Raw genomic sequence first — 14,502 nt, 5'->3', positions numbered from 1 at the left:
ACAGCGTGCCAAAAAAATAGAATAAATGGTAAATACCTGTCAATTAAGTATTTACCATTTATTCTTGTGAAACCAAAACGATTAGTTCTTTATAATGAACATGGATCTTCTATTAAGTTGATGTGCTTTTTCTGAGCATTCCACACCATTGGAACATTCATTTTGAAGTTGCGACTCACCATAACCTTTAGCAGAAAATCTGGCTCTATTAATACCGTTTTTAACCAGCCATTCTAGAGTAGACTTTGCCCTTCTATCTGAAAGTAGTTCATTATAATTGTCATTTCCTCTAGAATCTGTATGGGACTCAATGTGAATGTTCAATTGTGGGTATTCTTTCATAGCAGACAAGATTTTAGCCAGTTCCACTTCTGCATCTGATCTTATATCATGTTGGTCAAAGTCAAAATAGATGGGTTGTAGGGCCAATCTGCAGCCTAAATCATTTACTGGACAATCTGGGGGTGTTAATAACAAATCGACTTCTAAAACTTTGGAAATTCTGGGTGTGTTGACCAACGTTTCATCTGGTTGGTACTCCATTTCCTTATTTGTTGCCCTAACTGAATATTGTTTGTTACATTCAACAACACCTTCAAAGTTGTAGGCTCCCTTGCTATCGGAGATTGTTTGGGAAACTATTTTATTGTTATTATCAAGTAACATAACCAATGAGCTGGAAAGTACTGCCTTAGTTTTCTTGTCTATCACGAGTCCTCTTACAGTAATGCTACAGCTTTCGGAGAATCTATAAATGTCATCAGATTTACTTCCTTCGGAACCATTTCTGTTAGACGACAGGTAACCTGTTCTATTTTCTTCATTGATGATCAGGCCAAAATCATCTTGATTGGTGTTTATTGGTTTCCTTAGGTTGGTAACCTGCTTAAATGGTCCTGAATTACTTAGCGATACTACAAAGACATCTAAACCCCCTAGGCCAACATGACCATCACTAGAAAAGTATAGGTTGTTGTCATCACTCAAATAAGGAAAGGTTTCCCGAGCTTCTGTGTTTATTTTCTCACCTAAGTTTATAGGGCTTCCAAACTCTCCATTGCTTAAAATGTCCACATACCAGATATCCGACATTCCTAAAGTTCCTGGCATGTTGGAAGAAAAATACAATTTGGATTCATCATGATTCAGTGCGGGATGAGCCACAGCGTAAGAATCATCATTGAATGGAAGTTCTTGGATATTGCCCCAACTTCCATTTGCATTTTTTGTGGCCTTGTATATCTTCAAACTTACCAACTTGTTTTTTCCTCTCTTCTTTTTACCATTTAAATAATTGTTTCTGGTAAAAAACATTGTATTGCCATCTTTGGTAAAACATGCGGAGGACTCATGATATGGAGTGTTTATGTCTCCATTTAATGCGGTCGATGTTAAGAAATTTCCATCTTCGTCCAACTCTGCCATATAGAGATCTAAATAGGGGAGTCCGCTCCAATCATGGATTTTACCTCCCTCAGTGTTCTTGGATGTGGATGCGTAGACTATTTTATCACTAAAGAATGCAGGTCCAAAATCTGAACTGGATAATCCGTTCGATGCCTTATGGACTTCATATTCTTCTGATTCAAAATCAATAATGTCATCTAAAATAGAAGTGTTTCTTTGATAGCTATTGGCTATTGGACTATTTTTTGTTGAACTTGTATAAGAATCCATCAATTTTTTAGATTCATCATATGCACCTATGCTCTTAAGGGACTGGGCTGCTCTATACTTATATATTGGTTCGGCATCATCAGGGAATTTTTCCAATAACCTGGCATACCAAATGGATGCGTCCTTGTATTCACTATTGAAATAGTAGGTGTCCCCTAATTTTTTGAACACCTGTGAGGACTCATAACCATCTTCAACAACTTTAAGATAAATCTTTCTGGCATCGATATAAGAATAGGTTTCAAATTCTTCATTCGCTTTTTTAATTTTATCCTTTTGTCCAAAAATGTTGCCTACAAACAAAACGAACAGTAAGCATATTTTTACTTTGTGTAGCATAGTAATTTGTCTTTAAATTTTTAGAAGAACCTTGGGGTTAATATGCGGTCCGATTTTTTGAAGAACTCAAAGCGTAGAAACAGTTCATAAGAACCATCACTAAAAGATTCTATCTCGGTTGATTCGTAATCGTAGGCCATACCAAGAAAGATGGAATCCGAAACTTGAAAACCTAACATGGCACTAACTGATGCGCTCCATCGATAAGAAGCTCCTACAGTAAATTTTTCATTGAACAGGAAGTTTGCCGATAAATCCCACTGTAAAGGTGATCCGCTTACTGCTTTGAATAAAGTTGCGGGCTTTAACTTAAGGTTTTGATTTAAGTTAAAGACGTAACCAGCGATTAAAAAATAATGTAATCTCTCGATAGCTACTCCATCTTCGTTTGTGCCCTCCAGTGAACTTTCATCAAAATGTTTGGTATTCAGGAAATTTGGAACTGAAGCACCTATATAAAATCTGTCAGTATTAAAATACATTCCTCCACCTATTTGAGGCTGTAGTTTTCTATCAACGTTGTTTTGGAAGAAGGGGTCATTTGGGTTGAAAATATTTAATTTTGAGAAATCAACATCCAACAGATTAAGGCCAGCCTTAAGACCAAAAGAGAGCTCGCCGTTCATTGAAACATCAATACTATAAGAATAATCGGCTGTCACATTGGTTTCAGTGGCAGGGCCTATTTCATCATGTACAATGGATAGACCAAGGCCCATATTATCATAAAGTCCAATAGGCGAGTTTACTGTAAATGTTCCTGTTTTTGGAGCACCTTCAAAATTGACCCACTGCATTCTACCCAAAAGGCCAAAACTCAATGCCTCTCTAGAACCGGCATAAGCAGGATTTATGATTTGGGTATTATACATGTACTGTGTGTATTGTGGGTCTTGTTGCGCGTTACCACTTATGATTGAGATCAAGGTAATGGCAATTCCGATAAAAAGGTTCTTAGACATCTTAACTATTATCTTCTGGTTTGTATACTTATGATTTTCCATTTTTTTTGTTGGGGTATTAATCCCTGTTGATATACAGGTATCCGTTGTAACTGTCTTTACCTGGGTTTTCAGCTGAGAATGTCAAGGAATAGAAATAGGTGCCGCTTGGAAGTTCCCTATCTTGAGTCATGGTTGATCTACCCTCGGATATACCTCTGAAAAGGTTGTTACCTTGACCATAATTGTCGGCTTGGTAAACCAAAACCCCCCATCTGTTGAAGATTTTAAGGTTATTGTTAGGATAGTTCTCAATTCCTACGATTTGGAAGTAATCATTGAATCCATCACCATTCGGTGTAATCCCATTGAATATTTCAAAATCAGAACCGCCATCTGCACAAAATCCAGAAACATTAGTTTCAGTTGGGTCGTCTTCTTGATAATTGTCATTATCTGAAAAATCAAAAACTATGTTATTGGATCCTATTAAGTTGGCAGTAACAGAAGCTTGGTTGTTAACGAATACTCCATCTATATCTTCTTGTGTCAAATTATATATTGCAGTGTATTGCCATTCCTCACCTGGTTGTAGAATGTTATCTTCGCTTTCTTCGCTTAGCACCAATCCGTTGATCTGCCCTCCAAGAAGCTCATCGTTTATTTCTACATCTTCTAGATTAATACTCCCGGTATTAATTACTGTAAAGTCATATCTTATGCTGTCGTCACACCCATCTAAATTGATGTCGAGACTAGATCCAATCTTTAGGATTGCAATGCCGAACAGAGGCGTTTCGCCACCATCACCTGGACATGAATCATCTGGCACTTCTGTCCTGGTGGGTTGGTCTTGGAAGTTGCTGTCATCATCAGAGGAATCGACCACTTGCTCATCCAGTCCTACGGGCTCTGCACTGACGGTGGCCTGGTTGATCACTACGGTAGCGTCTATGTCGGCCTGTGTAATGGCGTAGAGAGCCACGTAGGTCCATATCTCTCCCACTTGCAGGATACCGTTTTCGTTAATGCTCTCGGACTCTGGTCCGGGTATGTCGCCGCCGAACAGAGGATCTTCTAGATCCACTTCGTCCAGGTCCACGTCTCCCAGGTTGGTCACGGTGAAGGTATAGCGTATGCTCTCGATACAGCCATCGCCATCGATGTCCGCGAGTTCGCCTTCTTTGATAAGTCCAATGCCTGCACCTCCATCGGTACATGCATCGTCCGGCACTTCTGTCCTGGTGGGTTGGTCTTGGAAGTTGCTGTCATCATCAGAGGAATCGACCACTTGCTCATCGGAGCCCACGGGCTCGGCACTGACGGTGGCCTGGTTGATCACTACGGTAGCGTCTATGTCGGCCTGTGTGATGGCATAGAGTGCCACGTAGGTCCATATCTCTCCCACTTGCAGGATACCGTTTTCGTTAATGCTCTCGGACTCTGGTCCGGGTATGTTTCCGCCGAACAGAGGATCTTCTAGATCCACTTCGTCCAGGTCTACGTCTCCCAGGTTGGTCACGGTGAAGGTATAGCGTATGCTCTCGATACAGCCATCGCCATCGATGTCTGCGAGTTCACCTTCTTTGATAAGTCCAATGCCCGCACCTCCATCGGTACATGCATCGTCCGGTACTTCTGTCCTAGTGGGCTGGTCTTGGAAGTTGCTGTCATCATCAGAGGAATCGACCACTTGCTCATCCAGTCCTACGGGCTCGGCACTGACGGTGGCCTGGTTGATCACTACGGTAGCGTCTATGTCGGCCTGTGTGATGGCGTAGATAGCCACGTAGGTCCATATCTCTCCCACTTGCAGGATACCGTTTTCGTTAATGCTCTCGGACTCTGGTCCGGGTATGTTTCCGCCGAACAGAGGATCTTCTAGATCCACTTCGTCCAGGTCTACGTCTCCCAGGTTGGTCACGGTGAAGGTATATCGTATGCTCTCGATACAGCCATCGCCATCGATGTCCGCGAGTTCACCTTCTTTGATAAGTCCAATTCCAGGACCGGGATTTTCACAAGCACCAAGATCAATTATTGTAGGGTCGTCCTCCAAAATACTATCGTCATCTGAAAGGTCATCTACCGTACTACCCGGCAGCCCGTGTACATTTGCTGTGGCGGTAGCTTGGTTAATCACTTGTCCGTTGTTTAAATCATCTGGTGTTATGGGATAAATCACTGAGTAAATCCAAGTCTCATCAGGGTCTAGGAAAGTGTTGTTGTTGTCATCACCTGAATCGGGGCCAGGTAAATCTCCACCAAGCAGAGGATCATTAAGAACTACGTTTTCCAGTATTTGTGCTCCTTGGTTTGTTACGTGAAATTGGTATATTATAAAGTTGCATCCAAGCCCGGCATCAACTGCTTCAATAGCAATTCCTGTTTTTACAACGGCAATGTCTGATTGACAAAAGGTTAAATCAATTAATGTAGGGTCATCTTCCAGAACACTATTATCATCCGAAAGATCTTGCACGGTATCTCCGGGTTGGCCTTGAACATCCGCTATAACCGTTGCTTGGTTCACTACTTGTCCATTATTCAGGTCTTGTTGGGTAATTGCATATACTCCTGAATAAATCCATATTTCGTTTGGATCTAGTACCGAATCATTATTTTCGTCCCCAGAAAAAGGTCCGGGTATGTCACCGCCTAACAATGGGTCATTGAGTACTATATTCTCGAGTGGTATCTCTCCTTCGTTCGTAACATCAAATTGGTAAAAAATGAGATTACACCCGGGTCCCTGTTCAACCCCTTCGGAGGCAACCCCTGTTTTAATTACGGCTATATTGGGTTGACAAAAAGACAGATCAATAATTGTTGCATCATCTTCCACAGTGCTATTGTCATCTGAAAGATCTTGAACCGTTGTTCCAGGCTGGCCTTGCACATCTGCGGTAACGGTTGCCTGATTAATCACCTGTCCATTATTAAGATCGTTTGGCACTATAATATATACCCCTGAATAAATCCATGTTTCGTTTATATCCAAAAGACTATTGTTGTTGTTGTCACCAGAATTGGGCCCTGGTAAGTCTCCACCCAGCAGAGGATCGTTAAGAACAACGTTTTCTAGAATTTGTGCACCTTCGTTTGCAACTTGAAATTGGTATATAATTAAATTGCACCCTGGACCTTGATCTATTCCCGCGATTGCAATACCAGTTTTTATGAGCGAAATACCAGATTGACATGAGGTTAAATCTGTAATGGTATGATCGTCCTCCAAAACACTATTGTCATCTGATAAATCATTAACTGTAACTCCTGGCTGGCCCTGTACGTCTGCTGTGACATTGGCCTGATTAATAAACTGCCCGTTATCTATATCTATTTGGGTAAGGTTATACACGGCTCCGTATATCCATGTTTCACCCGGGTCTAAAAAAGTATTGTTGTTATCGTCACCAGAAGATGGACCGACAATTATACCACCCAATGATGGATCAGTGACCAAAACATTTTCGAGTATTTCTCCATTAGTACTTTGGTTTACTACTTCAAAAGAAAAACGAATCTGACTACAGTTGACGCTAACTGTCGCAGTTTTGACCAAAGATATCCCCGGTACGAACATTTCATTTTCTGTATCCGCTATAATGCCAGAATCCAATAAAGAATTTCGTGAACCAATATGCTTGGTGTGAGATGCATTTACATTTAATGTCAAAGCAAAAAGAATGGCTAAAAAGAGTAAAAATGATTTTCCCTTTTCAGTCAGATTTAGTTTAAATAACATGCCTTTAATATTACGTTGGTTATAGTATCAATATTTTTGTGTGATGATTAGTGTGTCAAAATCATGTCTCAATGCTTTTATAAGCAATTGCTTGACAGCCTATTATAACTTCTGAATTTGATGTGAGTTTTATATTTGGACGCGAATTTCTTAGAAAGAAATGGAAGAATTGGCTATGGTTTTTTGTATTGTCCTTTCCAATTGATGATTACAGTTTCTGATCTGACCTTCTAACCTGATCGATGACAATATCTACTTTGAAAGTTTTAGTTGAAACTTTGTTTTGTAAGGAAGAATTGGAGCACCAAGAGAGTGCCCCAAAAAATGCTTTGTTTTATAAGGTGGCTCGAAGAGCGAGCAACTTATAACTTTAGGTTCAGTGTAGCTTTGCTAATTATAATTTTTCTGCTAAGTAGCTTGCTGTATGTGAATCTTTGTTTTGAACTAATTCTTCTGGTGTACCTTCGGCAATTAAATATCCGCCATTTTCACCACCTTCTGGGCCAAGGTCAATGATGTAGTCTGCACATTTGATCAATTCAATGTTATGCTCGATTACAATTACAGAATGCCCTTTGTTAATGAGTTCATCAAAAGACTTAAGCAATTTTTTTATGTCATGAAAATGAAGTCCCGTGGTGGGTTCATCAAAAATGAACAGGGCTTTTTCTTTGGTATTTCCTTTTACTAAAAAGGAAGCTAGTTTAATACGTTGTGCTTCGCCACCAGAAAGAGTAGAGGAGGATTGACCTAGGGTAACGTAACCCAATCCAACATCTTGTAATGGTTGTAGCTTGTTTACAATCTTATCCTGGGTATGGGTCTTAAAATGCTCAATAGCCTCATCAATGGTCAGGTTTAAGACATCATCAATACTTTTACCTTCAAACTGAACCTCAAGGATTTCTTTTTTGAAACGTTTTCCGGCACAGACATCGCATTCCAAATGCACATCTGCCATAAATTGCATTTCTACTGTGATCTCGCCTTCTCCCTTACATTTTTCGCAACGCCCTCCATCTACATTAAATGAGAAGTGTTTTGGTTGGTACCCTCTTAACTTGCTCAACCTTTGTGAGGAAAAAAGATTTCGAATATCATCATAGGCCTTTATATAGGTAACAGGGTTAGATCTTGAAGAACGCCCAATAGGGTTTTGATCTACAAACTCCACATGCTTTATATGACTGTATTTTCCTTCTACCTTAGTAAACTGACCAGCTTTTTCACCATAACCACCTACTTCTTTTAAAATGGTAGGATATAATATTTTTTTGACTAAAGTACTTTTCCCACTTCCTGAGACACCCGTTACCACTGTAAGTACGTTTAAAGGAAAAGTAGTATCTATATTTTTAAGGTTATTCTCCCTTGCTCCTTGTATTTGAATGTAATTTTTGGAATTTCTGCGCTCTAAAGGAACCTTAATTTCCTTGGTACCATTTAAATAATCCGCTGTTAAGGAATTAGATGTCAAAATTTGTTCTAGACTTCCTGTGGCAACTACTTCACCACCCAAGGTTCCTGCTTCCGGACCTATATCTATAACTTCATCCGCAGCTTTCATGATATCTTCGTCATGTTCCACCACAATAACGGTATTTCCTAAATCTCTTAGAGACAGCAATACTTCAATTAGGTTTTCAGTATCCTTTGGATGCAAACCAATGCTCGGTTCGTCCAAAATATACATGGAACCCACCAAACTACTTCCTAATGACGTGGCCAAATTTATGCGCTGGCTTTCGCCGCCGGACAATGTATTCGATTTTCGATTTAATGTTAGGTAGCTCAATCCCACTTTGCTCAAGAAATCCAATCTGGTGGTAATTTCCTTTAGTAATCTTTTAGCAATGGTATTATCATGCTCAGAAAGTTGTAGTTCTTCAAAAAATGGAGTTAAGTTTTTTATGGGGAGCTCAATTAGGTCAGAAATAGAGTATCCGCCTACTTTAACATAATTGGCCTCTTTTCGTAGTCGCTTTCCTTTGCAAACGGCGCATTTGGTCTTTCCGCGGTAACGGGAAAGCATTACCCTGTTCTGAATTTTATAGCTTTTTTCTTCAAGTTGTTGAAAAAAAGCATCTATACCCATGAAGTGTTCATTGCCATCCCATACCAATTGTTTTTGTTCTTCAGTTAGCTCAAACCATGGTTTATGAATTGGAAAGTCGAATTTATATGCAGTGTTTACCAACTGATCTCTGTACCATCCCATGCTTTCTCCTCGCCAGGGAAAAACTGCATTTTCAAAAACAGATAGTGCGGTATTAGGTACCACCAAATCTTCATCTATACCTATTACATCTCCATAGCCTTCACATTTTGGGCAGGCACCATAAGGGTTGTTGAAGCTAAAAAGATGGACATTAGGTTCTAAAAATTTTATCCCATCTAATTCAAACTTATTGCTAAATGTTATGGTTTTGCCACTTTCCAAGCTTTCAATGGCACATTTACCCTTTCCTTCAAAGAAGGCATTATCCACGGCATTTCCTAAACGGTTGTAAAAATCTTCATCATCTTTAACAATTATTCTGTCTACGACCAAATCAAAGCTTCTTCCAATATTTGAAGGAACATTATCAATTCGTAAAACCTCTCCTTTATATTTAATACGTGCATATCCCTGTTTGGAGAAAAGCTCCAAAGACTTTAGTGGATCTCGTTCATCCTTTATTGTAATAGGAGACAAGAGTAATAGCTTAGTACCTACCTCTAGAGGTTTTATATAGTTGATAACATCCGCAACCGTATTTTTTTTAACCTCTTTGCCAGAGACTGGGGATATGGTTTTACCAATACGGGCATATAACAATTTTAGGTAATCATAGATTTCGGTTGTAGTCCCTACTGTAGACCTAGGGTTGGTAGAGTTAACTTTTTGTTCTATGGCTATTGCAGGTGCTATACCTTTTATATAGTCCACCTTGGGCTTGTCCAATTTTCCTAAAAACTGTCTTGCATAGGAAGAAAGACTCTCAACATATCGTCTTTGACCTTCGGCATAGAGGGTGTCAAAAGCTAAGCTGGACTTTCCAGAACCGGAAAGTCCCGTAATAACCACCAGCTTATTTCTAGGAATTATTACATCTATATTCTTTAAATTGTGAAGTTTAGCTCCTTTAATAATAATATTGCGCTTGGGATCAACGTTCTTGATAAGGGTCATATGTTAAAATTTGCGTTTCAAAGATACGCTACACCACACTTAATACGTATATTGTATCAGTTAACATCTAAAAATGCTCAAATCACAACATTGTTTTTTCCTGGGCATACTGTTTTTCTATATTTGATGTGTAATTAAAAAGCTGATAGGCCTATACAGAAATAATTACTTTTTTAAAATTAAGCTGATAACTCTAAGTCTTTCTTTGTAAAGGGAGGCCCCTAATTTTAACCAAAAAAGTAATTTGTATGGAACTACAGATTGATGACTCGATATTAGTAAAAAACTACATTGCCGGAGAAGAAAAGGCTCTTGAAGTCTTAATTAACAGGCATAACCAAAGAATTTCCAGTTTTATATACTCTAAAGTATTGGATAGAGATGTTGCAGAGGACATTTTCCAGGATACTTTTATTAAAGTAATTAAAACGCTCAAGAGAGGTTCTTATAGTGAAGAAGGTAAATTTTTGCCTTGGGTAATGCGTATTGCACACAACCTTATCATTGACCATTTTCGAAAGAACAAAAGAATGCCCAAGTTTGAAGGCAGTGATGATTTCAATATATTCTCTGTTATCAGGGATGAAAAACTAAATGCTGAAAAGCAAATTATCAAAGACCAGATTGATAGTGACTTAACTCTTTTAATTGATGAATTACCAGAAGATCAAAAAGAAGTCTTGATGATGAGAATCTACAAGGACATGAGTTTTAAGGAAATATCTGAGAATACAGGGGTTAGCATTAATACAGCATTGGGAAGAATGAGATACGCCCTAATCAACTTAAGAAAGATAGTTGAGCGCAATAATATCGTTTTAACGAATTAATCTGCATTAGGTCGAACACAGCAATATTTCCATTTTAGCGGCGTTATCTAATTGTAACATTAATGCTAGAATATGGAAAACATTTACTCTGAAGAACCAAAAGCCGTTAAATCGGTGAAAGCTAGACGAGAAACAATTGATTTCTTGCTGAGCTACTCTAAATCGATTCAAGTAGTTGATTACAAAACACACAAATTTGAAGTAACGTTGAATTAACAACTTCAAAAAAACCAAAAAGAGCCGCAATTAGCGGCTCTTTTTGGTTTTATAGTAGTCATCAATTACTGTTTTTCGACCAATCGTGTTTGTTATAATATCTTTCTCTAAATCCCAGCCCCTTGCAGGAGAATATTCTCGTCCATACCATATAATCTGAAGATGTAGTCTATTCCAAATTTCCTTGGGAAACAATCGTTTGGCATCTTTTTCAGTTTGTATTACATTTTTACCATTGGTAAAACCCCAGCGGTACATGAGCCTATGGATATGGGTATCTACCGGGAATGCGGGGATTCCAAATGCTTGGGAAACCACTACGCTGGCAGTTTTATGGCCAACTGCCGGTAATTCTTCCAATAGTTCAATTTCCTTTGGTACTTCTCCGTCGTATTTCTCAATCAAAATTTCCGAAAGCCCATGAATACCTTTAGATTTCATAGGGGAGAGGCCTACGGGTTTTATAATCTCACGTATTTCATCCACAGTAAGTTTTACCATATCATATGGATTATCTGCCCTTTCAAATAATAGAGGTGTGATTTTATTTACACGAACGTCTGTACTTTGTGCAGATAGGAGCACAGCAACTAACAATGTGTAGGGATCTTTATGGTCCAATGGTACAGGGATTGTTGGATAAAGTTCATCCAAAGTTCTAATAGTGAAATTAACTTTGTCTTGTTTATTCATTTTTGTTTAACTTTAGCAAAAATAAATTAAACAATAAATTAAAGATTGAATACATATGAACATGCTAAAAGTGGGCGATAAAGTACCTGAATTTTCTTCAAAAGACCAAGATGGAAACATAATTAATCTTAGTGACTACAAAGGAAAGAAATTAGTGGTCTTTTTCTATCCGCGAGCCAATACTCCTGGTTGCACAGCTGAGGCGTGTAATTTGAGGGATAACTATGAAATTTTACAAGAACAAGGATATGAAATTTTAGGTGTTAGCGAAGATTCTCAGAAAAAGCAGACAAATTTCAGGGATAAATATGCTTTCCAATACCCGTTATTGGCAGATGAGGACCACACGGTAATAGAAACATTTGGCGTATGGGGCCCCAAGAAGTTTATGGGCAGGGAATATGACGGATTGCACAGAACAACTTTTGTAATTGATGGTGAAGGAGTAATTGAAAGGGTGATAGCCAAGGTGAAAACCAAAGATCACGCCGCACAACTTTTAAACTAAACACTAACTATAGCTAAAAAAACAGCACCTCCACATTTGGAAAGTGCTGTTTTTATTCTAATTAAAGTGGGTTTAAGCTTTTTCTGGCAATAATTTTCTAGTAAAAAGTTGCTTTTCTTTAATCATTTCAGCAATACCTTCCGGTAGCATTTCTTCCCATCCGTCCTCACCGGTGGTAATTCGTTTTAATACATCTCGAGAGAAAATATCCATGATATCTGGATCGTAATCTATAATGTCCATTACTTTTCCATTATACTTAAAGAACTTGTACAGTTCCTTCATACGTGGGTGAACCTTTACGTTGTTGCTGGTCATAATTTGACCCGTAGCCACATCCTTCATAGGATAGAGGTATACCTTCAAATCTTTAAAGAATAGCTTTCCAAAGGCCTCAAGAATACCGCCACTTAAATCGCGATAGTACTTTTCATCAAAAACATCAACTAAATTGTTGACCCCCATCGTAAGGCCTATTTTAGCCTTGGTATAGTTGTTAAAGTATTCTACTAGCTTATAATATTCTTGAAACTTCGAAATCAGCACAGTATGTCCTAGGGAGCTTAACAATTCTGCCCGATCCATAAAATCCTGTTCATCAATCTCACCAGAAGCTTTAAGGTTAGAGAGGGTAATTTCAAAAACCACAATGGTATTTTCGTATTCCACTGTTTGTTCCCGTATAAAAATGTCATAAGACTTTTGGAACATATCCATGTTTACTTTGGTAACGGGCCTAAAACTACCTCTTAGCGCAAGAATATTTTTCTTGTAAAGTACAGATGCGGGTAACAAATTGTTTCCATCTGGACCAAACATTACGGCATCGGTCATGTCATTTCTAATAAGTTGAAGACTCATTAGTCTATTATCAACTTCTTTAAAATGAGGTCCTGTAAAATTGACCATGTCAATTTCTATGGTGTCCTTATCAATATGGTCGTACAGGTATTTTAATAGTTTTTTTGGCTTATGATATTTAAAAAATGCCCCATAAATAAGGTTAACCCCCAAAGTACCAAGTGTCTCCTGTTGTAATCTTGCCTCGGTCTGTTTGAATCTGATATGCAGAACAATCTCATCAAATTCTTTTTGTTTTGGATCCAATTGAAATCGAATACCTATCCAACCATGCCCTTTATATCGTTTTGAAAAATCTATGGTAGCAACGGTATTGGCGAAAGAAAAGAATAAATAATCTGGGTTGTTCTCTCTACTAATGCGTTCTTCTACCAGCTGCATTTCATGGGCCAACATGCGTTTTAATCTTGCTTGGGTCACATACCTACCATCCTCTTCAACACCATAAATGGCATCACTAAAAGATTTATCATATGCACTCATCGCTTTCGCAATGGTACCAGAAGCACCTCCGGCCCTAAAAAATTGCCGTGCAGTTTCTTGACCTGCACCAATTTCGGCAAAAGTTCCATAGATGTTAGGATTTAAATTGATTCTAAGCGTTTTGGCCTTTATGGAAGGAATGTTTTCAAAAGGATTTTGGTTGCTTTTAGCAGTGGACATAACCGGAGTTTTATTGAAACAAAGTTACACTCTTCATCAAATCTATTAAATAAATAAGTTATAATTTTGATTTTAATGGATGATATGATGACCATTACATTTTTAGGAACGGGAACCTCTCAAGGAATTCCCGTAATTGGGAGTGATCATCCGGTTTGTTTAAGCAAGGATCCTAGAGATAAAAGACTAAGGGTTTCTGTGTTGATTTCATGGAAAAATTTTAACTATGTAATTGATTGTGGACCAGATTTTAGACAACAGATGTTGACAAATTCTGTAACCAAATTGGATGGTATTCTGTTTACCCATGAGCATGCGGACCATACTGCGGGGATAGATGATATTAGACCTTTTTTCTTTCGTCAAGGAGATATTCCCATTTACGCGCACCAAAGAGTAATCAGTTCACTTAACAGAAGATTTGATTACATTTTTGCAGATGAAAATAGATATCCTGGAGCGCCTGCAGTAAAAGTTACGCAAGTTATTAATAATGAAACCATTGAATTGGGAGATTTAAAAGTAATCCCCATTGAAGCCTATCACAACCGTCTTCAAGTATTTGGATACCGTTTTGGTGATTTTGTTTACCTAACGGATGTAAAAAGTATTGAAGAAGCCGAAACCAAAAAAATGATGGGAGCAAAAGTTTTGGTTGTTAATGCGCTAAGAGAAGAACCGCATCATTCACATTTTAATTTAGACGAAGCACTTGCCTTTGCACAAAAAGTAGGGGCAGAAAAAACATATTTCACCCATATTAGTCATATATTAGGTTTTCATGAGGAAGTAGAGAAAAAACTGCCCAAGAATGTATTTTTGGCTTATGATAACTTACAATTGAAGATTTAAGA

9 protein-coding genes are annotated in these 14,502 nt (G+C 38.3%); 3 read left to right on the top strand and 6 right to left on the bottom strand.

Annotated features, from left to right (window positions below; translation table 11 throughout):
* Positions 1-81: 81 nt before the first annotated feature.
* From DKG77_RS12560 to uvrA, 4 genes are all read right to left on the bottom strand, one after another.
* Positions 82-2,016 (bottom strand): OmpA family protein, encoded by a 1,935-nt coding sequence (locus tag DKG77_RS12560; RefSeq protein ID WP_109663439.1) that lies wholly within the window; start codon positions 2,014-2,016, stop codon positions 82-84.
* Between the two features lie 20 nt (positions 2,017-2,036).
* A complete protein-coding gene (locus DKG77_RS12555) occupies positions 2,037-2,978 on the bottom strand; it encodes a PorP/SprF family type IX secretion system membrane protein (protein WP_109663802.1) in 942 nt (313 codons plus the stop codon).
* Between the two features lie 58 nt (positions 2,979-3,036).
* Positions 3,037-6,705 carry a gliding motility-associated C-terminal domain-containing protein gene (locus tag DKG77_RS12550; RefSeq protein ID WP_109663437.1) on the bottom strand — a complete coding sequence of 1,223 codons (3,669 nt, stop codon included), beginning with the start codon at positions 6,703-6,705 and terminating at the stop codon, positions 3,037-3,039.
* Between the two features lie 394 nt (positions 6,706-7,099).
* Complete coding sequence (gene uvrA / locus DKG77_RS12545) at positions 7,100-9,877, bottom strand: excinuclease ABC subunit UvrA (RefSeq protein WP_109663436.1); 2,778 nt, start codon at positions 9,875-9,877, stop codon at positions 7,100-7,102.
* Positions 9,878-10,125: 248 nt separating this feature from the next.
* On the opposite strand from uvrA, the gene DKG77_RS12540 reads away from it, so the two are divergent.
* Entirely contained in the window at positions 10,126-10,707 is a 582-nt protein-coding gene (locus tag DKG77_RS12540) for an RNA polymerase sigma factor (protein WP_109663434.1), read from the top strand.
* Positions 10,708-10,953: 246 nt separating this feature from the next.
* On the opposite strand, the gene DKG77_RS12535 is transcribed toward DKG77_RS12540, so the two are convergent.
* Positions 10,954-11,616, bottom strand: a complete 663-nt coding sequence (locus tag DKG77_RS12535) for an endonuclease III domain-containing protein (RefSeq protein WP_109663433.1) — start codon at positions 11,614-11,616, stop codon at positions 10,954-10,956.
* A gap of 55 nt (positions 11,617-11,671) precedes the next feature.
* On the opposite strand from DKG77_RS12535, the gene bcp reads away from it, so the two are divergent.
* The gene (bcp, locus tag DKG77_RS12530) at positions 11,672-12,124 is read left to right on the top strand and encodes a thioredoxin-dependent thiol peroxidase (protein WP_109663431.1); all 453 of its coding nucleotides are present in this window, start codon (positions 11,672-11,674) and stop codon (positions 12,122-12,124) included.
* A 72-nt stretch (positions 12,125-12,196) separates the two neighbouring features.
* Here the strand turns inward: bcp and DKG77_RS12525 are convergent, their stop codons facing one another.
* Positions 12,197-13,648 (bottom strand): nicotinate-nucleotide adenylyltransferase, encoded by a 1,452-nt coding sequence (locus DKG77_RS12525; protein WP_109663429.1) that lies wholly within the window; start codon positions 13,646-13,648, stop codon positions 12,197-12,199.
* Positions 13,649-13,735: 87 nt separating this feature from the next.
* Between DKG77_RS12525 and DKG77_RS12520 the strand changes: the two genes are divergently transcribed.
* Entirely contained in the window at positions 13,736-14,500 is a 765-nt protein-coding gene (locus tag DKG77_RS12520; protein WP_109663800.1) for an MBL fold metallo-hydrolase, read from the top strand.
* Positions 14,501-14,502 lie beyond the last annotated feature (2 nt).

Source organism: Flagellimonas aquimarina (assembly GCF_003149745.1).
Classification (GTDB): Bacteria; Bacteroidota; Bacteroidia; order Flavobacteriales; family Flavobacteriaceae; genus Flagellimonas; species Flagellimonas aquimarina.
This window is presented reverse-complemented; position numbering and strand designations above follow the sequence as displayed.